The 22,631-nt window shown below is 33.8% G+C and carries 20 protein-coding genes; 13 read left to right on the top strand and 7 right to left on the bottom strand.

Annotation, left to right across the window (positions count from 1 at the left end):
• Positions 1-26 precede the first annotated feature (26 nt).
• From ACOQFO_RS08490 to ACOQFO_RS08480, 3 genes are all read left to right on the top strand, one after another.
• Entirely contained in the window at positions 27-881 is an 855-nt protein-coding gene (locus tag ACOQFO_RS08490) for a S1 RNA-binding domain-containing protein (RefSeq protein ID WP_421689249.1), read from the top strand.
• Positions 882-947: 66 nt separating this feature from the next.
• Positions 948-1,229, top strand: a complete 282-nt coding sequence (locus tag ACOQFO_RS08485; protein ID WP_421689248.1) for a GNAT family N-acetyltransferase — start codon at positions 948-950, stop codon at positions 1,227-1,229.
• A 366-nt stretch (positions 1,230-1,595) separates the two neighbouring features.
• The gene (locus tag ACOQFO_RS08480) at positions 1,596-1,892 is read left to right on the top strand and encodes a hypothetical protein (RefSeq protein ID WP_421689247.1); all 297 of its coding nucleotides are present in this window, start codon (positions 1,596-1,598) and stop codon (positions 1,890-1,892) included.
• A 14-nt stretch (positions 1,893-1,906) separates the two neighbouring features.
• Here ACOQFO_RS08480 and ACOQFO_RS08475 read toward each other — a convergent pair whose 3' ends face one another.
• The 3 genes from ACOQFO_RS08475 to ACOQFO_RS08465 form a co-directional block, all read right to left on the bottom strand.
• A complete protein-coding gene (locus ACOQFO_RS08475; protein WP_421689246.1) occupies positions 1,907-3,076 on the bottom strand; it encodes an MFS transporter in 1,170 nt (389 codons plus the stop codon).
• 152 nt (positions 3,077-3,228) lie between these two features.
• On the bottom strand, positions 3,229-4,749 hold the full coding sequence (locus ACOQFO_RS08470) for a succinate CoA transferase (RefSeq protein WP_421689245.1): 1,521 nt from the start codon (positions 4,747-4,749) through the stop codon (positions 3,229-3,231).
• 281 nt (positions 4,750-5,030) lie between these two features.
• On the bottom strand, positions 5,031-5,681 hold the full coding sequence (locus ACOQFO_RS08465) for a LytTR family DNA-binding domain-containing protein (RefSeq protein ID WP_421689244.1): 651 nt from the start codon (positions 5,679-5,681) through the stop codon (positions 5,031-5,033).
• 489 nt (positions 5,682-6,170) lie between these two features.
• Between ACOQFO_RS08465 and ACOQFO_RS08460 the strand changes: the two genes are divergently transcribed.
• From ACOQFO_RS08460 to ACOQFO_RS08450, 3 genes are all read left to right on the top strand, one after another.
• A complete protein-coding gene (locus tag ACOQFO_RS08460; RefSeq protein ID WP_421689243.1) occupies positions 6,171-6,962 on the top strand; it encodes a helix-turn-helix transcriptional regulator in 792 nt (263 codons plus the stop codon).
• A gap of 132 nt (positions 6,963-7,094) precedes the next feature.
• Positions 7,095-7,856 carry a membrane protein insertase YidC gene (gene yidC, locus ACOQFO_RS08455; protein WP_421689242.1) on the top strand — a complete coding sequence of 254 codons (762 nt, stop codon included), beginning with the start codon at positions 7,095-7,097 and terminating at the stop codon, positions 7,854-7,856.
• Positions 7,857-8,056: 200 nt separating this feature from the next.
• Positions 8,057-8,956 (top strand): D-alanyl-D-alanine carboxypeptidase family protein, encoded by a 900-nt coding sequence (locus ACOQFO_RS08450; RefSeq protein WP_421689241.1) that lies wholly within the window; start codon positions 8,057-8,059, stop codon positions 8,954-8,956.
• Positions 8,957-8,999: 43 nt separating this feature from the next.
• Here ACOQFO_RS08450 and cls read toward each other — a convergent pair whose 3' ends face one another.
• From cls to ACOQFO_RS08435, 3 genes are all read right to left on the bottom strand, one after another.
• Positions 9,000-10,448, bottom strand: a complete 1,449-nt coding sequence (gene cls / locus ACOQFO_RS08445) for a cardiolipin synthase (protein WP_421689268.1) — start codon at positions 10,446-10,448, stop codon at positions 9,000-9,002.
• Positions 10,449-10,532: 84 nt separating this feature from the next.
• Entirely contained in the window at positions 10,533-11,345 is an 813-nt protein-coding gene (locus ACOQFO_RS08440) for a YwqG family protein (RefSeq protein ID WP_421689240.1), read from the bottom strand.
• Positions 11,346-11,467: 122 nt separating this feature from the next.
• Entirely contained in the window at positions 11,468-12,625 is a 1,158-nt protein-coding gene (locus ACOQFO_RS08435; protein ID WP_421689239.1) for an MFS transporter, read from the bottom strand.
• A 321-nt stretch (positions 12,626-12,946) separates the two neighbouring features.
• Between ACOQFO_RS08435 and ACOQFO_RS08430 the strand changes: the two genes are divergently transcribed.
• Positions 12,947-13,078: an Lmo0850 family protein gene (locus ACOQFO_RS08430; RefSeq protein WP_421689238.1), complete on the top strand. Its 132-nt coding sequence runs from the start codon at positions 12,947-12,949 to the stop codon at positions 13,076-13,078.
• 155 nt (positions 13,079-13,233) lie between these two features.
• Here the strand turns inward: ACOQFO_RS08430 and ACOQFO_RS08425 are convergent, their stop codons facing one another.
• On the bottom strand, positions 13,234-14,424 hold the full coding sequence (locus ACOQFO_RS08425) for an FtsW/RodA/SpoVE family cell cycle protein (RefSeq protein WP_421689237.1): 1,191 nt from the start codon (positions 14,422-14,424) through the stop codon (positions 13,234-13,236).
• A 326-nt stretch (positions 14,425-14,750) separates the two neighbouring features.
• On the opposite strand from ACOQFO_RS08425, the gene ACOQFO_RS08420 reads away from it, so the two are divergent.
• The 6 genes from ACOQFO_RS08420 to ACOQFO_RS08395 all read left to right on the top strand — a co-directional run bounded on the left by ACOQFO_RS08420 (position 14,751) and on the right by ACOQFO_RS08395 (position 22,524).
• Positions 14,751-15,500: a hypothetical protein gene (locus ACOQFO_RS08420; protein WP_421689236.1), complete on the top strand. Its 750-nt coding sequence runs from the start codon at positions 14,751-14,753 to the stop codon at positions 15,498-15,500.
• A 131-nt stretch (positions 15,501-15,631) separates the two neighbouring features.
• Positions 15,632-16,711: a D-alanine--D-alanine ligase gene (locus ACOQFO_RS08415; protein ID WP_421689235.1), complete on the top strand. Its 1,080-nt coding sequence runs from the start codon at positions 15,632-15,634 to the stop codon at positions 16,709-16,711.
• Positions 16,712-16,727: 16 nt separating this feature from the next.
• Positions 16,728-18,104 (top strand): UDP-N-acetylmuramoyl-tripeptide--D-alanyl-D-alanine ligase, encoded by a 1,377-nt coding sequence (locus ACOQFO_RS08410; protein WP_421689234.1) that lies wholly within the window; start codon positions 16,728-16,730, stop codon positions 18,102-18,104.
• Between the two features lie 575 nt (positions 18,105-18,679).
• Entirely contained in the window at positions 18,680-20,185 is a 1,506-nt protein-coding gene (locus ACOQFO_RS08405) for a DEAD/DEAH box helicase (RefSeq protein WP_421689233.1), read from the top strand.
• Between the two features lie 364 nt (positions 20,186-20,549).
• Positions 20,550-21,029 (top strand): PH domain-containing protein, encoded by a 480-nt coding sequence (locus tag ACOQFO_RS08400; RefSeq protein ID WP_421689232.1) that lies wholly within the window; start codon positions 20,550-20,552, stop codon positions 21,027-21,029.
• Positions 21,022-22,524, top strand: a complete 1,503-nt coding sequence (locus ACOQFO_RS08395; RefSeq protein ID WP_421689231.1) for a PH domain-containing protein — start codon at positions 21,022-21,024, stop codon at positions 22,522-22,524. Before ACOQFO_RS08400 ends, ACOQFO_RS08395 begins: the two co-directional genes overlap by 8 nt.
• The last annotated feature ends 107 nt before the right edge of the window (positions 22,525-22,631 follow it).

The following is a 22,631-nucleotide window of genomic DNA, read 5'->3' as shown; positions in this document are numbered from 1 at the left end:
CAAAAGATATATTGAAAGGATACATTATGCAGGAACTTAAATCAGGTCAAGTCGTCGAATTAACCGTTTTAGAAGAACAGGGCTCACGTATACTATTAACAGATGGTGAGATAGAGATCCCTGTGAACCAATCAGAGATTTCAGAGCCATTATCAAGAGGAGATCGAGTAAAAGTATTCCTTTATGCTGATCGTCGTGGTGACTTACAAGCAACAACAGTCATCCCGTCAATTGCAGAAGGGGAATATGGTTGGGCTCGTGTTATTAAGGTATCAAAAGAAGGCGCATATGTGGATATCGGCACGACAAGAGAAGTATTAGTGAAAGCAGAAGATTTACCACCTCTTAAAAACCTATGGCCAGAAGTGGGAGATCATTTATATTTAACTCTTCGAACAGATCGTAATGGAGATTTATTTGGTCGTCTAATAACAGAAGAGAAAGTAAATGATCTATATGAAGATGCTCCTGAGGATTTACACAATAAAAACATAATAGCGCGGCCATATCGATTATTACCAGTTGGATCATTTTTACTAGGTGTAGACATTCCTTATCGAATTTTTGTTCATAACTCTGAAATGGAGAAAGAACCAAGACTTGGACAAGATGTTTCTATCCGTGTAATCGCAGTAAAAGAAGATGGGTCTTTAAATGGATCTATGCTTCCGAGAAAACATGAACGACTCAGTTCAGATGCTGAACAGATTTTAGATTATCTAAAAAGTGTTGGTGGAAAAATGCCTTTCAGCGATAAGTCAACACCTGAAGAAATTACAGAAATGTTTAAGATGAGTAAAGGTGCATTTAAACGTGCACTTGGTTCTTTAATGAAAACAGGGAAAATAAAACAAGAAGACGGTTGGACAGAATTATTATAGTAAAGCAAACTAATTAATCTTGCATATAGATTATGTTATATTGAGGAAAAAGGAGGGATTGGAGAAATGGAATTCACATTAAATGAAAAAAGTCCACAAAACTTCGCTTTTGAATACAAGAAAGATGGGGAAAATTTAGCTGAAATTGAGTGGATACAAAAAGGGGACGTAATGGTGATGAACCATACGTATGTATCTGATGTATTAAGGGGTCAAGGAATTGCGAAAAAGCTTTTAGACAAAGCAGCTGAATACGCAAGAGAACATAACTACAAAATGGAAGCGGTTTGTTCTTATGTAGTAGCAGCATTTGATGGTAGTACAGCGTATGATGATGTAAAGGCATAAGACTAGTGTGTAGGTGTGATTTAACGATTACATCTACACACTTTTTTATCTAGAAGGTTTCAAATAGGTATTCTATTGTACAAAGAGATATACCATTGCAGTTAATACAACTGCACCAACGAAAAAAGAGCTAATCTCTAACCAATTGTAATATAAATCATTTTCTTTCATGAAGAGCAACCTCCATTTATATAAAAGTGAATACTAACATTCTATTAAGAATGACGATTAAATATACCGGAATAGCAGTAAAGTACAAAAAAAGACAATATTAGTGAAAATGATACTCTCGAATAGACAATTTATGCTGTATAAATCACTTCTAGAAGGAGAAATTAACTATATAAAATTCTTGGAGGGATTTATATGGCGAAGAAGAGAGGTAAGGGAGTTGTACTAGCAGCATTCGCTGCAGGTGTAGCCACTTACTTAAGTAAAAAAGAAAACCGTGAAAAAACTATGCAATTATTTAACTCCTTTAGATCCAGAGCAAAAAATGAACAAAAATTTAAAAAGTTCGATATGGAAAGTGATTCATTAAAGGAATTAACAGAAACTGCAGCAAGTGTAAATGATACAACGATTCGAGGGAATAACTTCATTAGTGAAGGTGGAGGACAAACAGCTCTTTCCTACTACAATCATAAACAGGAAGGACTATAAAAAGTCGACAACTACTATACATGTAGTTGTCGACTTTTTAACATGGATTTATTCCCAAGTAGTGTTAGAAACGCGAATACAAGTAAAATAATACCTGTTAAAGTAAAGCCTTCTTGAATACCTAAAGCTAACCATCCTAATAATGAAGATCCTACAACTACACCAAATGAGAAGAAGGCATAAAAATAGCCGTATGCCTTTCCTCTGTATTCTTTAGATGTCGAATCAATTAATAGAGAATTAATAGAAGGGAATAAGAATCCAAATCCTACACCATAACACGCAAGTGCACCATACAACAATGCGATATTTACTGAAGCACTTAGTAGTAATTGACTTATGCCCATTAGTGAGATCCCTAAAGCTAAAGTATAAACAGGTGCAATCTTATCGAAAATTCGATTAGTAGGTAACAGAAATACAAGGACAGCAACTATACCGAATGTGCTTAATAATGTTCCTGTCACTTTTGAATCGAAACCAAGTTCTTGTACTCTTAATGGTAGTAAATAAGCAATTACTCCTTGAGAAAACATTAGGAAGAAAGCTCCGGTAAATGCTTTTATAATCCCAGTACTTTTGAAGAAAGAACCAACAGTAACTTTGTTTTCATCAAGCTTTTCGCTTTGTTGTTCATTTTTAGAGAATGTAATTTTTTTAAGGGTGAATAGAGCAATTACGCCTAGTAAAAACATCGCCATTGAAGTGATACTAAATACAAAAGGTACGCTGGTTCTACTTGCAAGAATTCCACTAAATGCAGGTCCTGCAATTGCTGCGATCCCTACAAATGCGCCAGATAAAGCACTACCTTTACCGCGTTTATTTTTTTCAGTAATGTTAGCTAAATAAGTAAAGGCAGCAGGTACTATTAAACCTGCTACAAGTCCATGTACAAATCGAACAATGATTAATAATACTGGTTCTTTGATGAAATAGTAGAGTAGTAGTGAGAGACCTGTAGTAAACAAACCTGTTAGTAATACAAGAAAGGGTCCTCTACGATCCGTCCAAAAACCAGATATTATATTTCCAAACGTGTTAGAGAAAGAGTACATTCCTACCGCTAAACCGATTAAAAATGTTGAAGCACCAACAGATTCTGCAAATGTACTCATAATAGGTAACTGAGTAAATAAATCAAAAAATGAGATAAAGATAATTGCGTATATAAAATACCTCACTTCAATAACCCCCAAATTGATAATTATTCTCACTTAAACTTATGTATATATTAACATAAATAAAGCTGTATTTAAAATGTGTCTTTTATGACAGAAAAAAACGGTAAAATCAAAGTCAATTTGATTTTACCGTTAATGATTATTTATTAAAATTAAGCTTTCACAGCTTTGATTTTCATCGTTTTGTTTTTAGCAAGATTCACATGCCATGATAATGCTTCCTCTAAAATATGAGGAGTTTGTGAATTACCAGTTGCTTCAACTGCGCGGTTGTAGTAATCGCGTAATTGATCTTTGAAATCAGGGTGAGCACAGTTTTCGATAATTAATTGTGCACGCTCTTTTGGTGCTAAACCACGTAAGTCAGCGATACCTTGTTCAGTTACAATTACATCAACATCATGTTCTGTATGGTCTACGTGAGAAACCATAGGAACGATTGATGAAATTGCTCCGCCTTTTGCGTATGATTTCGTTACGAAAATACCAAGACGAGCGTTACGAGCGAAGTCTCCTGATCCACCGATACCGTTCATCATTTTTGTACCACTAACGTGAGTAGAGTTTACGTTTCCGTAAATATCTAATTCAAGAGCAGTATTAATAGAAATTAATCCGAGACGACGGATTACTTCTGGATGGTTCGAAATTTCTTGTGGACGTAATACTAATTTATCAGCATATTTTTCAAGGTTGCCGTAAACTTTTTTCTGTAATTCTTCTGAAATTGTGATGGATGTAGCAGCTGCAAAGCTTACTTTACCAGCATCGATTAAGTTAAACACAGCATCTTGAAGAACTTCAGAAGCTACAACTAAATCTTCAAATTCAGAATCAGCAAAACCATCAAGTACAGCATTTGCAACAGAACCTACACCAGATTGTAAAGGCATTAGTTTGTTTGTTAAGCGACCAGCTTTAATTTCTGAACGGAAGAAGTCAAGTAGGATGTTTGCCATTGTTTGAGTTTCTTCGTCCGGTGGAACGATTAATGAAGGAGCATCTGGCTCTTCTGATACTACGATTGCTTTAATTTTAGCTGGATCAACTTTAATTCCAATTTCACCAATACGTTGAGTAGCATCAGTTAATGGAATTGGTTCACGTTCGCCTTGAGCTTTTGGTACGTAAATATCATGAATACCAATTAGACTTTCAGGGTGTGCGATGTTTAATTCAACAATAATGTTTTCTGCATATTCAGCAAAGATTGGAGAGTTACCAACAGAAGTAGTTGGAACAATTAGACCGTCTTCTGTAATTGCTGCAGCTTCAATAATTAAGTATTGAATTGGTCCGATAATTCCTTGACGCACTAATTCAGCATTATGTGAAAGGTGGGCATCAACATATAGTACATCACCAGAGTTAATTTGTCCGCGAATCATTGGGTCAGCGATGAATGGACCACGTTTACGAATTGCACCAGCTTCAGCTAAATACTTGTCCACTTCTGGTCCAAGTGAAGCACCAGTGTATACATCAATTTTAAATTCTTCGTTTTTAGCACGTTCAACTAATGCCATAGGAACAACTTTTGCATCCCCAGCACGTGTAAAACCACTCATACCTACAACAGCACCGTTTGGAATTAAAGCTGCTGCTTCTTCTGCAGAAACGACTCTATCCGACAAAATTTTTAGTCCTAAGCGTTTTTCGACTCTTGGATCCATTATAAATCCTCCCCTATTGTTATCTATAAATAGCATAATCTGTACACTATAGTGAGTGCAACATAATATAAAACCTTATATTCTTATATTACCATCATATTGTCACAAAATCTTCAATAATTTTATGAAAGTGCTTAAATTCCGTTTTAAATAGAAAAAACGAGTAAAAACGACGAAATGAAGAGAAAAAACAAGAAGTGTGTCGGATTGTGAAAGGGTAAAAAAATACAAAGCAACAAAAAAATGTAGTTCTAAAGTCGCTTTGTATATATAGTAATTTTTTAAAAACCTAAAGAACGTCGGAAATAACTCGCATATCTTTGGCTAACAGGAATTCTCGTTCCGTCCTTCATAATTAATAAGAAAGTGGAGTGAGAATCTGGTTGGATTTCTTCGATAAAGTCAATGTTAACAATATACGAACGGTGGCAACGTATAAATGAATCGGGAGATAAGAATAGCTCTAGATCACTTAAATTTAAACGATGATATCCTTCGCGGTGCATAGTTTTAACAAATGTTTTACGTAATTGAGTCTCAAGATAGATTACTTCATCGTGTTTAATCGGATACCAACAATCATCTATTTTAATTGTGATATAATTCGTTAAAAATGGAGAAGGCTTTTGCGGGAAAATAGCCGTAATCGCACCTTTCGTTTCACCTTCTTCAACAAGTGGAATACTCATTCCATAGTATGGTACTCCAAAAACATCAGGTTCAATATAGGTATTGATTTTTTGGCCGTATTTTAGTGCTTTTGAAGCAGCTGATCCTTCTTTGATAGGATCACCTGGCTTAATTTTCAAATCAACTTTTTTACTCGGCTGGTAGTACAAATATTCATTTGTATCAGATATTGCGATTGATGTGTTTTCAGGGAAGAAATCTTTTATGACATCCATGATTTCTTCTATTTGCTTTGGATCCACTTTATTACACCTCTTCATCAACTTTTTAATCAGATGTATTTATTTTACTACAAATTTGATTAAATGAAAAAGAGAAGATTGTGGAATAATTGAGAACTATCTAAACACTATAGAAAAGAAAGATGAAAATCATTTAATATATGATATTGGGATAATTTAACATCTCATAAATTTAATATTATACTGTAAAAAGAATTCATTTCATATAAAATGAATAAAAGAATATTTTCTATAAATATGGTGTAATTTAAAATAGAGTTGAAAAAAAATCGCAAAATATGGTAATATTCACTGTAGATTACATAATTACTTTATACATATATATTAGTGACATTCTGTTAAATTTTTGCATACGAGATATAGATAATACTTATTCAATTATAATATTTTTAGTAGATAATAATTTATACATATAATATTAGTTGTAAAAAGTAAGACAGTTTTTCAAAAATTAATGCAAGTACATTCTGAAGAAAGATGGGATAATTTATGCAGCATCAACATTCAATATCGGAAACCATATCTAAGAGATACTTTCAAGAAATTGATGGTATCAATCAATATAGCGGTTTAGAAGATTTTTTTAATATTGAATCTAAGCTGTTGTTTGAAGTTTTTCATCTAGAATCAGCAAAGGCAAAACAGTCATTACATGAAATTATTGATATCCTTTCCATCCGTTTTGGAAAACAAGTAATCAAAATTGTTCGAGGTTATTTTGTTATTCTTTCATCTATAGTTGCTCGTAAACTGTTAGATAACCAAGTTCCTTCTAAGAAAGCATTTGCTTTCAACTATGCATGTATTGATATGATTGAGAACAAGATGAAGGATGCGGAATTTTTACAATTTGCAGATGAGTTAATTGAGTTTTATGTAGACTTTATCGCAGATCGTAAACAACCTACATTCAAACACCAAACAGTAAATAAAGTTATTATGTACATAAATGACGAGTTAGAGAATGATCTAACGGTAGAAAGTATCGCAAGTAAATTCCATATTAGTACAAGTCATCTTTCACGAATCTTTAGAGAACATGTTGGAATCACTTTAGTTGAATATTTAAATGTGCGAAGAGTAGAAGAATCTCAATATTATTTAAGACATACAAATAAGAGTATTACTTCGATATCTGAACAATTCCATTTTTGTAATCAAAGTTACTTTACTCGCATATTTAAAAAATATACAGGTGTTACTCCGAAGCATTTCAGAGATGAATTACATCACGAATTCTATCGATTTGACATAAACGAAATAGAATATGAGAAAGTTTAAATGTAAAAATTGGCAGGTGATTTACGAATAAAGGAAATGAAAAATTTCCAATTTTGAAAACACCTGCTATTTGTATTTCATAAAAAGGACATGTATACTTCAAAATAGTAAATCTTTATAGTGGGTGTCGAAATGAAAAAACTACTGTTATTCTCAATGCTAGGAACATTGTTATTGCTTCTAACTGGGTGTCAAGCAGTTGAAAATCAAGAGGGATTTTTTTATAACATTTTTGTAAAACCAATGGATTTTTTACTAGATTATCTTGGAAATCTATTTGGTGGTAGTTATGGTTTAGCAATTATTGCAATTACTGTTGCGATTCGACTAATTTTAATGCCTCCAATGCTTAAGAATTATCGTAGACAAGCTTTAATGAAGTCTAAAATGGATATTGTAAAACCGAAAATGGATGAAATCCAAGCAAGATTAAAAGCTGCTAAGACGAAAGAAGAACAAATGGCGATTCAACAAGAAATGCTTTCGTTATACCGTGAACATGGTATTAATCCGTTTAATATGGGTTGTTTACCAATCGTAATTCAAATGCCGATTATCATGGGGCTTTACTTTGCGATTCTATATTCTGCGGACGTTAAATCGCACGAATTTTTATGGTTTAACCTTGGTACACCGGATTTAATAATGACAGCTATTGCTGGTATTGTTTACTTCCTTCAAGCACAGGTTTCATTATGGACAGTCCCTGAAGCTCAAAAAGCTCAAATGAAATTAATGATTTATATTTCACCAATTATGATTGTCATTATTTCGATTTCATCAATGGCTGCTCTACCTCTTTATTGGTCAGTCAGCGGGATCATACTAATCATACAAACTTATATTGGTAGAAAATTTTACTCTGAGCATCCAGAAAAAGTAGGAGCAAAGTAATATACAAAACCCGGGAATGAAAATATCTCCCGGGTTTTTTAAAACGAAAAAATTTTGATAATAAATAACTGTGGAAATGGTTGTTTTTGAAACTGCAAATAGGAAAAAACTATCATCTTTCATATTTTAAAAATAGTTAGAGTCAAATATAAGAATCGATGTTAATATAACATTATAGTAATAGAAAGTGGGCTATACATATGAAAAAATCAACATTTTCTAATAAGAGAAAACCAACCTTAACTTATATAATCATATCAGTTGTTATTCTAGTAATTGCTATTATCGCAATAGTATATTTCACAAGTAATTCTGTGGGGGAAAACGAACCACAACAAGGAAGTCAGGTTGAACAAGAACAAAATAAAGATACTGAAGATGAAAATACTGACAGTGGACAACCTGAGGAACAAAGCGAAGCACCTATTGACTCCGATTCTAAAGAAACAGATGAAGAACAAGTAGAAGAAGATCCAAAAGAACAGGATGGTAATGTGAACAACGAAGATAAAGAACCAAATGAGAGTGAAACATCTAAAGTAGATAATGGCTATATAGTTGGTCAAACTTTACCAACCGAACCAACTTATATTGATGGTGTATTGATTGCAAATAAAAAATATCCATTGCCAAAAACTTTTAATCCAGGTGAAAATGTCGAAGCAAGAGCAGCGTTTGAGGAAATGGCAGCTGCTGCCCGTCAAGCAGGTTATGAACTAACGGCATTTAGTACGTTCCGTTCTTTTGAATATCAAACTACTTTATATAATCGTTACGTCGAGCGTGATGGTAAGGATAACGCAGATCGATATAGTGCTCGCCCAGGTTATTCTGAGCACCAAACTGGATTAGCATTTGATATAGGCGAAGTGGATCGTCAAGACTTATGGTTAACTAGTGAGTTTGGTGAATCCGAAGCTGGTAAGTGGTTAGTAGCCAATGCTCATCTATATGGTTTTATACTTCGTTATCCACAAGGGAAAGAGGATATTACAGGTTATATGTATGAATCTTGGCATTTCCGTTATTTAGGTATTCCATTAGCAACGAAAGTAAAAGAGTCAGGTGTGACTTTAGAAGAATATTTAGGGATTGACTAACAATACAAAGGCACTTTAGATTAATCTAAAGTGCCATTTTTCATTATAAAATTGGAGTTAAGAGTCTGGAAACGGATTCCTTAAATTTAATCGTATTAGAACGGTTATTATATTGCTCTAGTGTTAACTCTGAACAGTCGAAAATGTCTCGCTCAAAGATTTCTGCTAATTCATGGGAAATGGTACGGTTATAAATAAATGCATTAACCTCGAAATTTAAACTGAAACTTCGAACGTCTATATTTGCTGTTCCTACTGTAGATGCTTCGTCATCAATAACAATCATCTTTGCGTGAATAAAACCTTTCTCATAAATGTAAACCTTCGCACCGGCCTTAAGTAATTCCCCAACATAAGAATAAGTAGCCCAATAAACAAACATATGATCAGGTTTATTTGGAATCATTATTCGAACGTCGATACCCGATAGTATAGCAACCTCAACAGCATTTAAGAAACTACTATCTGGTATAAAATACGGAGTTTGAATGTAGATATATCGTTTAGCACTCATAAGTAGTTTTAAGTAACCATTTTTAATTGTTGGCCAATCGGCATCCGGGCCACTTGATACGATTTGAATGGCTACATCACCCTTTTGTGGGATAGCAGGGAAGTACTTTTCTGAGTAATCGATATTATTATTACTTGCTTGGTTCCAATCAAGTAAAAATCTTGTTTGTAACGGGTGAACAGAGCTTCCTTCAATTTTCAAATGGGTATCTCGCCAGTAGCCAAATTTTTTGTTTAAACCAAGGTACTCATCCCCAACGTTAAACCCGCCAATATAACCAATTCGACCATCGATGATGACGATTTTACGATGGTTTCGGAAATTTAGTCGAGGGTTAAATAATGGTAAAACGGAAGGGAAGAAGACCTCTACTTCTCCACCTAAATCTATTAACTCTTTAAATTGCCTCTTCTTTAGTCCTCTAGAACCCATTTCATCATAGAGTATACGTACATTTACACCTTGTTTCATTTTTCTTTTCAATACTGTCAAAATACGTTGTCCTAATTGATCTAATTTAAAGATGTAATATTGGATATGGATATGATCTTTTGCTGACGAAATATCTTCAATTAGAGATTCAAATTTTTCAGCCCCATCTGTAAAAATTTGAACATGATTGTCTTGCGTAAGCACTGAATCACTTGTCTTCAAATTCATATGAATGAGACTTTTATATTCTTCTACATATTGGTTTCGTAATTCGAGGGAATCTTCTTCAATTGCATTAATTTGATAATTAATCAACTTGTCGATCCCAATATCTTTTTGCCCGTCCCAACGAAATAGATGTTTCTTTCTCAGCTGGCGACCAAGTAATAAATATAAAACGAACCCTAAAAACGGCAAGAAGAATAAGACGAGTATCCAAGCCCAAGCGGAAGAAGCATCTTTTCTCTCTAAGAAAATGACGGTAACAGCAAATGTTAAATTCAAAATAAATAAAATTGGTAAGAACGCAAATGGATCAAGAAGGATACTCACAATATTGCACCTACTTCTCTTTTTTAATAGTTACAAACGGATACAAGTGGAGACTATAAATCTATTTTCAATCCTCCACTACTCATATTGTTCTGCAATAAAGTAGATATCGGAAAAATCAAAATTTAATAACTTTTGTTTATTAATAAAGAATTTAATTATTCCTGAATCTCCCCACATAATATTTTCTTCATCGTTAGAAATTATCTGTAATAATAGTGTATCAAACCTTCTCAAAAAAGGTGAGTTTTTGCGCGTATCTGGGTAAATAAAATAAGGATATCCGCCTATCTTATGTTCCGCTCCTAAAAAATGTTCAAAGTATATATCTTCAATGGATTTTTCATCACTTGATGTCGATCTATAATGGGACAGTGGTTTTCTTAGGTAATCTTCAATACGATAATCCATAGCTGATATTGGTTCGGCGCCAGAAGAAAAGACAAGTCCCATTTCTTCTCCAATAGGGAAGGATTCAATTAGTGGTAGTTCAATACAAGAAGTTTCGATTTGTAAATGTTCCAAAGGTAAAACTTCAGGAAAATATCTAACTTTAAAATAATGCTGAAATAAATGTTCTTCAACAGATTGATTGGTGTTAAAGATAGTAGGTGAGATAAAAAACTGTAAAATCCCCTCTTTTGGAAATGGGTAGACTAACTTTTCTTGCGAAAAATTAATTTGTGCTAATAAAAACATTTGTCTACCGTTAATATCTTTTGGGTAAGTATGTTGTTGAGGGAGATAGGCTATTCCAGAAAATTTACTATCCATTAAAGCAGTCCTTTTAGAAAAAGGGTGGATTTTATTTAAAGGTAATAATGAATTTTCAATTGAAGAACGAAACTCTTCTAATTCAATAGGAAGATCCAGGTGAACTTGTTGATTCATGAATTATCCCCCACAATCCAGAAATAAACACTGTCTATAGCATTATCTTCCACATTTTTCAGATTATTAAACATAAAAGAAACATCACGTATAAACTATACCTGATCTTTTGACTGTTCATGTTATACTCTTAAGGTTTTCCTTGAAGATTGGAATAAGAAAATAAGCAAGATTGATACAATTGCGATGATCGCAGATACAAAATACCCTAAGGAAGAATGGTATTGGAATAATGAGGTGAAAAGTAATGGACCAATAATACGTCCTAAATTATCCATAGAATAGGACAGTCCCGCAGCTGTTCCATACCTACCACCAGATTCTTTTGTTGTTAACGATACAACACATGTTCTTGCTAACGCATTTCCAGCTGTAAATACACAAAGTGCTACACCTGCAAAAATAAGATTAGAAGTCATAATAATTAATATTAAACCAAGAGCGGTTATGACTTGTGCACCAATTAACCATTTCGTTTCTGAGCCATCCTTTATACGTCTAACAACCCCGCCTTGAATGGCCGCATCAACAAATCCACTAAACATGAATAATAGCCCAAGTTGCATTGATGAAATAGCGATTTTGTCAATTTGGAAAAGTTGGAATGTAGCTTCTAATCCAGCTAGAATAAATGTTACGATAAATGAAAAAAGGAATAAATAACGGATCCGATAATTGAATAACTCCTTTGCTCCAGCTGGAACAATAGCCCGCTTATTTGCTTCTCCTTTACGGATAGGCTCCTTTAAAAATACTAATCCATAAATAAATAATAATGCTATTAATATTGCTGACACGATAAATGGAAGCTGTAAACTAATGTGTCCCAATACTCCACCAATTGCTGGTCCGAAGATAAAACCTAACCCTATAGACATCCCCATAAATCCCATATACATATTTCGACTTTCGTTAGTTGAAATATCACTAATATAACCAGTGACGGCTGTATAAAGTGCCCCAGAGAATAATCCGCCTACAATTCGAGATATATAAAGAAGTGTTAAAGAATCAATAAAAACGCTAAAAATAACAAAACTTAATGAAAAACCAATTAATCCAACTAATATTAATTGTTTCCTACCAAATTTATCTGAAAGATATCCCCAAAAAGGTGCAGTGAAGAAACTGGCGAGAGCATAGACGGTTAATAATCCGCCGACATGTATTTCATTCCATTGTTGATTAACAATTACTTCGGGTAGTACTGGAATAATAATGCCAAATCCAAGGTAAACAAGGAATTGGATCGACATTAATATTAATATTTCCTTTTTCATAAATAACCTGCTTTCTTTCCCATGTTCAATTACGCCAATTTTAACCTTCAATATTGAATGAAACAAGTTAGAAGGGGGGGATTTTAATTGAAAAATATATAAATAAATTGATTGGATTTTATGAAAAATGTAAATAATATTTGTAAATGTTGATGATAATTATGCAAATTACTTGACTTTTCATAAGTTGTAACAAAATTGAAAAGAATTTTCTAGGTAAAAAATGTTATAATGTTACAGGAATCTTATTATTTAAGTGAAAAGTTGAAACTTTTTAATTGATAAAACGTTTATATATATGAGGAAAGGTTAGGTGGAAGTATGGCGAAGGAAGTAGACTTGAAAAAAATAGTTAAAAATTTATCGAAGCTAGGAGTAACTGCATCTGTTACTAAGTCACGTCTTGAAATTTTGAAAGTATTAACACCACCAATACAAACTCCACAAACATAATCTTTTTATACTTTATTCTTACATTTTTAGAAAGAAAACAATTTCATGTAAAAGTGCGAGAGCTTGAATATGTGAATTGCAAAAGCAAAATTTCTATTTATAAAAATTCCCGACTAATTAGTGTCGGGAATTTTTTTATTTCAAACGATAACTTTTTATTCCTCTTCATCCAAGGCAGAGAACATATACGTACGATAGTGGAATTTCATGCTGAATACGAGTCCTAAAGCTAAGGCATTCCCCATTAGTGAACTTCCTCCATAACTTATAAACGGTAGAGGAATTCCTGTAATGGGAAGCAATTGGATTGTCATACCAATATTTTCGAATACATGGAATGTAATCATAGCAATGATTCCGGCACAAACATAAGTACAAAACGGATCTTTTAAAAGTAGGGTTGTCTTTGTTAAATGATAGATGAGTAAAAAGAACAAACAAATTACAAGACTGGCACCAACAAATCCCCATTCTTCACCAATAACAGAAAATACAAAGTCTGTATGGTTTTCAGGTACATATACTTCACGCCCCATATACCCTTTACCAAAAATCTCTCCTGAACCAATTGCATTTAAAGAAGTGATTAAATGATAACCATCTCCACCGGTATATGAATATGGGTCAATCCATGAGTTAATACGAGCAAATTGATATGTCTTAAATCCAAAAGTATTTTTTAAGAAATCTTGCATATAGACAGCCATCCATAACAATGATCCGCCAATGGCTGCAAATCCAGCAAAAATAGGTATTATTATTTTCCAGGATATACCCGCCACAATTACTAAAGCTGCAGTAATAGCTAAAAATACAAGCGATGATCCTAAGTCAGGTTGTAGCATGATAAATGCTAATGGAATAAATAAAGTGATAGCTATCTTTACTAATAATAGTAAATCAGTCTTTATCGACTTAATAGAATATTTCTCATGGTGCTTACTTATTAAATGAGCTGAAGCTAAGATGTAAAAGGTTTTCATGAACTCAGCTGGCTGTATACTCCCTAAACCAGGTAATCGATACCAACTTTTTGCTCCGTTAATTGGTTCCCCGATTTGACCTTTTCCTTCTGGCATGAATATAAGTACAAAGAGTAATAAAATTCCGAGACCATATAAATACCATGACATTTTTTTATATTGGTCTGGCTCGAAATACATGACAAAAGCAATAATAACCGCTCCGATTACATACCAACGGAATTGTAAAAATACAAAGTTTCCTACATATTGCCCAGTTGTTTGAGCAGAAGATATTGCAAGTAAACTAATTGTTAAAAAAGCAAATAATATTATGATGAGGGGCCAATCTAGCCTCTTCGTTAAATTACGTTCATTATCCATAGGTTCACCTTTAAATTGTATATTTACTTTATATAGTACATAAAGTGGTTCATTTAACTTATCATATTATAGCGTAAAATAAGTAAAAATAGATATCTTCATTCAGTAATTGTTGTTATGTACCGGAAGTGTTAGATTACGGAAATCTTCAATAATAATTAAATTTGATACGTATTACTATTAAATTATTTTCTCAAAATCCTGCTCTAATAAGCGTAAATGATTTTGAATGCTAAAGATAAAACGAAATCGTTATGAAAATGTTTCAAATTTAGGCAATAACACATATAATATCTTTTGTAGCGATCTATTGGAGTGTGAACAAAATGGCAAAAAAGCAGAAATCATCTGAGGAATTTATTCACCACTTATATGTACATATGAATGAGGTAGATCAATTTGTCATTTTTAGTGGCCTGACATTTAAACAATTTGTCTTAGCATTCAATCCAATGGCAAATCTCTTACTCTTAAAGCACCAATATGATGAGGGCTCTTTTAATATGCATACCCAACTGGATTTTGTATCTAAAGAGGATATCCCAAACTTTGTTAAACGTGTTTCTGATACGGATGAAGATTTATGTTGGATTGACTTCGCTGATGAAAAAGGTTTGAATAAACTGACTCCATTAGAACAGGCAAAGTTATTATATTTAAGTCATAAAAAAGAATCAATTGGAACCCCATTCTTAGAAAAACTGTCTAATCGTTTTGTATACCATTCGTCATCGAGAGAAAAAGCGATTAAAATTTATTTTAAAAACTTAGATGATGCAGAAATTCTTGTTACAAACATATTTAATAATATTGTAAAAGAAAAACTAGGAAATGGCGGGTTTTTCCGTAAAAAAGAAGCGAAAAGTACCTTTTCGATGGTTGACCCAGATTTTCTTAAAGCATACCGTCCCTATGCAAAAGAAGGGGCACTACTGTCTTTAAGTAAGTTAGAAAAGCCTAAACGTTTTGAAATTGAAATTCGCACACTTGCTGATTATGATTTCCCTGATGAAGTATGGGATGATTTAGATGTAATATTAAGTCAAAGCTATGATGATCTTATAAAAATCCCTTAAAACTCACTGTCATTGGTAAATCCGGTAGAACGACAGGGAGTTTTTTTTCATCTTCTTTACAGTTGATTACAAATATGATTGTCTTTTAGATTTCATGATAAACTTGGATTATCGAAAATGGAGGTCAAATAATGAAAAAAACAGTAGGGTTATTATACGGTGGGAAGTCTGCTGAACATGAAGTATCATTATCAACAGCGCTAGCAGTAATAAAAGCAATTGACTTTGACAAATACGAAGTACATCCAATCTACATTACATTAGATGGTGAATGGCGAAAAGGGACTCAATTGACAAAACCACTTGAGTCAGTTGAGCAATTACAAATTGAAAGTGATTCAATTGCTCGTTCAAACGATATTTCTCAATTCCTTGTCAATGCTAATGGTGATTTAAACAAGTACGATGTTATATTCCCATTATTACATGGAACAAACGGTGAAGATGGTACCGTTCAAGGTTTACTGGAGGTTTTAAACTTACCATACGTTGGTAATGGTGTATTAGCTTCAGCTGCTGGGATGGATAAGGTTGTAATGAAGCAGTTATTTGAAATTGCAGGTTTAAATCAAGTACCATATGTCTACTTCTTACGTGTTGACTGGGTAAAAGACCAAACGACTATCTTAGAAAAGTGCGAAACCGAATTAACATGGCCAATGTTTGTCAAACCTGCAAATTTAGGTTCAAGTGTTGGGATTAGTAAAGCATCAAATAGAGAAGAACTAATTAAAGCAATCAACTTTGCACTAAAATATGATCGCAAAATTATTGTTGAACAAGGCGTAAAAGCAAGAGAAATCGAGATGGCTGTTCTAGGTAATAACCAACCTAAAGTATCAGTAGCTGGCGAAATAAAACCAAATACAGAGTTCTATGATTACGAATCAAAATATAAAGACAATTCAACTTCGTTAATCATTCCGGCAGTAATTAGTGAATCCGTTGCAAATACTATGAAAGACATGGCAATTCGTGCCTTTAAAATTTTAGATTGTTCAGGTTTAGTCCGTTCAGATTTCTTTGTAACAGATGAAGATGAAGTGTTAATCAATGAAGTAAATACAATGCCTGGTTTTACTCCAGTAAGTATGTATCCATTATTATGGCAAAATTCTGGGTTAAGTTACCCAGAGTTAATTGACACGCTTATTGAATTAGGAATCGAGCGTTTTGAAGAAAAACAATTACTTCAATACAATAAGGACTAGAGTGGGATTTAGATCGATGAAAAAAACATTATTAGAAATTGCAAATTGGTTACAAATTGATTGTAAAGATTTTGGTGATACAGTCGTTACTGGTGTTTCTATCGATACTCGTACAATCAAAAAAGGTGATTTATTTATACCGTTTAAGGGAGAAAAGGTAAACGGCCATCAGTATGTTCAGAAAGCTTTTGAAAATGGGGCTGCCGCAACTTTATGGATGAATAGTGAACCAAATCCTCCGGAAAATGTGCCTGTATTGTTTGTTGAGGATCCTGAAATTGCTTTACAAGAAATGGCTAGACAATATCGTAATGAACATAAGGCAACTTTTATAGGGATTACCGGCTCAAATGGAAAAACTTCATCAAAAGATATTCTTGCAAGTGCATTATCACCGTATTTCAAAGTGCAAAAAACAATAGGTAATTTTAATAACCAATTAGGATTACCTATTACCATATTATCTTTAGATGAAGATACAGAAATTGCAGTGTTAGAGATGGGTATGAGTGGTTTTGGCGAAATTGAATTTTTATCTACTCTAGCTAGACCTCATTATGCAGTTATTACTAATATAGGTGAAGCTCATATGCAGGATCTAGGTTCAAGAGAAGGTATTGCCAAGGCAAAATTTGAAATTATTAAAGGTTTAGATGAACATGGAGTACTTTTCTACGATGGTGATGAGCCACTATTACAAAACCTAGTCGGAAAAGAACCGAATTTGAATGTTGAATCTTTTGGTTTTAACCATGAAAATTCATTAATTGCCACTAATATCGTCACTACTGAAAAAGGTAGTCGTTTTGATGTGTGCGGTGAACTGAACGGGGAATTCTTTATCCCTGTCTTAGGAAAACACCAAGTGAAAAATGCGTTAAATGCAATGCTTATTGCAAAATCCCTTGGGTTAAGAGACGATCAAATTCACTTTGGGATTGAACAAGCAAAACTAACTGATATGCGTATGCAACTCGTTCCGACGTCAGATAGAATATTGTTTATCAATGATGCTTATAATGCAGCCCCAACGTCAATGACTGCAGCAATTCAGTTTATCCAAACGACAACAATGCGTTCTGAAAAGTGGTTAGTTCTTGGGGATATGCTTGAATTAGGTGAAGATGAGAAACATTTCCATGAGAGTATTTCAAACGTAATTGATGAGTCGAAAATCGATAAAGTGTGCCTATTTGGACCTCGAATGAAATGGCTATATGAAAAGCTGCAAGAAAAATTTGCTCATGAAAATATCATTCATACAGAAGATGATTATGATCAAATTGTTCAGTTTATAAAAAAATACGCCAATGAAAATTCATTGATTTTACTAAAGGGCTCACGGGGAATGAAATTAGAAACGATACTAAAATCGTTTGTATTGAATCAGTAAGCAACGAGATTTTTAAGGTTAAGGTGCCGAAAGTTGAATGTAAAACTTTTGGCACCTTAACTTTTTTTGTATAGTTTATTTAATATCCAATAATTTTGAAGTTAACTGGAGGAGACAATTAATGGGCGTTTATACAATGCATTATTTATGATGTTCATGAACAAAATAAAGCATGTACCTGTAAGTAGCGCAGTACAATAATTAGTGGAATATAATTTTCTGAATGATGGAATTATTATATGAGAGAGCTTTATCGTTGCATATTAATATGTTGGCATGATAGACTATCTATAGCAATGGATACATTTTGCGAAGGCTCTTCATGGATTTGAAGAGTGCTTTTTTTTGAATTTACCGGTTTTATTCTATTTTTGACCATCTTTAAATTGTAATGCATAGAATGAACCGCTCGGCAAAGACCGGGCTTTCCTTTTCACATAATACTCCTCTTGTAAAAGAGATTTATAAAATATCGGAAACGTTCCACTATATAGGCTCGAAATTGCCGAAATACACTTCATCTGAATGTAACCATTTGTCAACTTAAAAGGATAAGAAAAAGGAGATTGAAGAGTTTGACAAATTTTTCAGAATTAAACATTAGCGAATCAACACTACGTTCATTAAAACGTATGGGTTTTGAGGAAGCAACACCAATTCAAGAAGGGACTATCAAGTTTGGCTTAGAAGGTAAAGACATTATTGGTCAAGCACAAACAGGTACTGGTAAAACAGCTGCATTTGGTATTCCACTTATTGAGAAAATTGACACACATAACCCAAATATCCAAGGGTTAATTATTGCTCCAACTCGTGAATTAGCGATCCAAGTATCAGAAGAACTTTACAAAATTGGCTATGACAAACGCGTTAAAATATTATCTGTTTACGGTGGACAAGACATTGGTCGCCAAATTCGTGCACTAAAAAACAGACCACAAATTATTGTAGGTACTCCTGGTCGTATCATTGACCATATTAACCGCCACACATTAAAACTTGAAAACGTTCAAACTCTTGTATTAGATGAAGCGGATGAAATGTTAAATATGGGCTTCATCGATGATATCAATGCAATTTTAGAAAAAGTGCCTGCTGAAAGACAAACATTGTTATTCTCAGCAACAATGCCACCAGCTATTCGTAAAATTGCAACAACATTTATGAAAAGTCCTGAGGAAGTTAAAATTAAATCGAAAGAAATGACGGTTGAGAATATTGACCAATATTTCGTAAAATCGCAAGAACGTGAAAAGTTCGATGTTTTAACTCGTTTATTAAATGTACACCAACCAGAATTAGCTATTATCTTCGGTCGTACAAAACGCCGTGTAGATGAATTAGCACAAGCATTAACTCTACGTGGTTATTTAGCTGAAGGAATTCATGGTGATTTAAGCCAAGCGAAACGTCTTTCTGTGTTAAGACAATTTAAGGAAAATAAAATCGATATTCTTGTTGCAACTGACGTAGCTGCACGTGGTCTTGATATTTCTGGTGTAACTCATGTTTATAACTTTGATATTCCTCAAGATCCAGAATCTTACGTTCACCGTATTGGTCGTACAGGACGTGCAGGAAAATCAGGTCTTGCAGTAACATTTGTTACTCCAAGAGAAATGGGTTACTTACGTATTGTAGAAGAGACTACGAAAAAACGTATGACTCCACTTCGTCCGCCTTCAGAATCAGAAGCGTTAGCTGGACAACAGCAATTAACAATGGAAACGTTAATCGAAATCGTTCAAGCGAATGATTTAGGTGATTACCGTATTTTAGCTAACCAGTTGTTAGAAGAATACGATGCAGTGGATTTAGTTGCTGCAGCAATTAAATCAATGACGAAAGAGCCGGATGACACTCCAGTAACAATTACTGAAGAGCGTCCTTTACCAATGAGAAAAGAACGTTCAAGTAGTAGTCGTGGAGGACGTGATCGTGGTCCTCGTCGTGATGGCGCTCGTGGAGGCAGTCGTGCTGGAAGCCGCGGAGGCGAACGTAGTGGTCGTCGTGAAGGCGGTCGCCGTGAAAGTGCAAGTGGTAGTAGCGAACGTCGTCGCCCACGCCGTCGTGATAGCTAAGAGAATATATATGGATATGGAGAACCGACTCAAATTAATAATTGGGTCGGTTTTTTTATTGGTAGATGTATGATATGTAAATGCTCTGAAATTGATGGTGAAGGACAGTTTGAAGAGAAAACCAGGCGAAAGTGGTCTTCATAAGGAAGATGAAGGACGTTTCAGAGCAAAAACCAACCTAAATTGTCCTTCACAATGTGAATGATGGCTGTAATCAGATCGGAACCCACCGAAAACTTCGGAACCCAGCCGAATCTTCACCCAAAATTTCCTTCATATATCAAAATTCAATAAAATTTCTGCCTTAATTTGAAACAGAACTATATAATGATTCGTATGAAGTGAAAGAGAAGAGGTGTTCACGGTGAGAAATGAACCAATACATAAAATCCCAAGAAAAGGACTCACAGTATGGCGTGTTTATGGAGTGATTAGTGCTGTAATTGTCATTTTAGTCACTGGTGTGGCTAGTTTTTTAACGAATTGGTTTGAATGGCCATCCTATATTTATTACATAGCAATAACGGCTGTAATATTTGAGGCAATCTTTGCAATTTGGATTATCCCTAATATTCGATGGGAGCATTGGCGCTATGATGTGAGAGAGCAAGAGATCGAAATCCAAAGTGGTTTGTTTGTTGTAAAAAGAACACTAATACCAATGGTTCGTGTTCAACATGTTGATACGGCACAAGGACCGATTTTGAAAAAATATAATTTATCTAATATATCCATATCAACAGCGGCTACTACTCATACGATACCAATGCTTAACTCTGATGAGGCGGATGTTTTACAAGCAAGGATATCAGAATTGGCAAGGGTGGCTGAAGATGATGTCTAAACATAAATTACATCCAATTTCATCTATTATTAATTTTCTTAAAGGATTAAAAGAACTCATAGTTCCAATTGCGATTATTTTATTGTCGAGATTATTTAATAAATCCGATGAAATGAATTTTTGGTCAGATTTATTTCCAATATTGATAATAGTGTTACCGATTGTTTTTTATTTATTTTCAGGTGTAATTAAATGGTGGACTTTTGTTTATTGGTTTGAAGATGCAGAGCTTCGTGTTGAATATGGACTGTTTATAAAAAAGAAAAGATATATTCCTTTTGAACGGATCCAATCTTTGAATTATAAAGAAGGGATCTTTCATCGGGTTTTTGGGTTAGTCCAAGTAATGATTGAAACTGCGGGAAGTACGAATGGGAAACCGGAAGTTGAACTTACAGCAGTAACTAAAAGTGCCGCAAAGCAGATTGAAGAGGAAATGGAACGGGCAAAGAATCTGGTACAAATTGTAGGAGATCATGAAAGTACTAAGATGAATGAAGAAATAGTTTCCAAGTCATCAAGTAGTATCATTCATAAAATGTCCAATAAGGACCTTTTGCTGCTTGCTACAACTTCTAATGGTATAGGGGTAGTGCTAGCGGGAGTCTTTGCTCTTTTAAGTCAGTTCTCAGAGTATATTCCATATGACTTTATCTATGAAGAGATGAGAGCAATTGTTCAATTTGGAGTAGTCGTTATTTTGTTTATGATTATGGCTAGTTTACTTTTAGCTTGGTTACTTTCAATTGCAATTACGTACATCAATTATTTTGATTTTATCGTATTGGAAGAGTCGGAAAAGATTATTGTTTCTAGAGGTTTACTTGAAAAGAAAAAAGTTACCATTCCGTTAAATCGTGTGCAAGCCATTAAAATTATTGAGAACCCATTAAGACAATTATTTGGTTACGCTTCAGTGGTTGTTGAAAGTGCAGGTGGCGCGGTGAGTGAAAAAGAGAAAAAGATGATTTTGTTTCCTCTAATAAAAAAGAAGCAATTACTTGGCATCCTGAATCATTTATTCCCTCAATTTGACTTGGAATTAGAAGTAATTAAGCCACCACTTAAAGCGAAGACCTTTTTTTATAGATCGGACTTTATTTGGTTAATTCCTGTAATTGGTTTATGTAGTTATTTTTATTATCCACTTGGATTGCTTTCATTTCTACTAATCATCCCTGTAGTCTTATTAGGTATATGGCGCTTTAAGACAACTGGCTATGCGATTAAGGGCAACCAACTAACTATTATCTATCGAATCTTTAGTCGGGTAACATTTTTAGTGGAAAAGAAAAGAATACAAGTAATTGAGAGAAAACAAAGTGTATTTCAAAAGCGAAGAAAGCTTGCAACGATACAAGCGACGGTTATGTCTGGGCTTGCAGGTGCAACGGCAAAAGCTTCTCATTTAAGTGAGGAACATGCAAATACTATGTTGAATTGGTTCGAAAACGAAAAAAAGGGGCTGTCCCATAAGTGGAGATTTTTCCACTAGGGGCAGTCTCGTTTTGTTTAAAAATCAAAAAAATTTATTAAAGAAAAAAATCGTCTCCTTTTCTATAATTGTAAGTGACGAAACAAACAATTGGAAAGGTGAGACGA

Origin of the sequence: Ureibacillus sp. MALMAid1270 (assembly GCF_049202975.1) — a bacterium.
GTDB lineage: Bacteria > Bacillota > Bacilli > Bacillales_A > Planococcaceae > Ureibacillus.
This window is presented reverse-complemented; position numbering and strand designations above follow the sequence as displayed.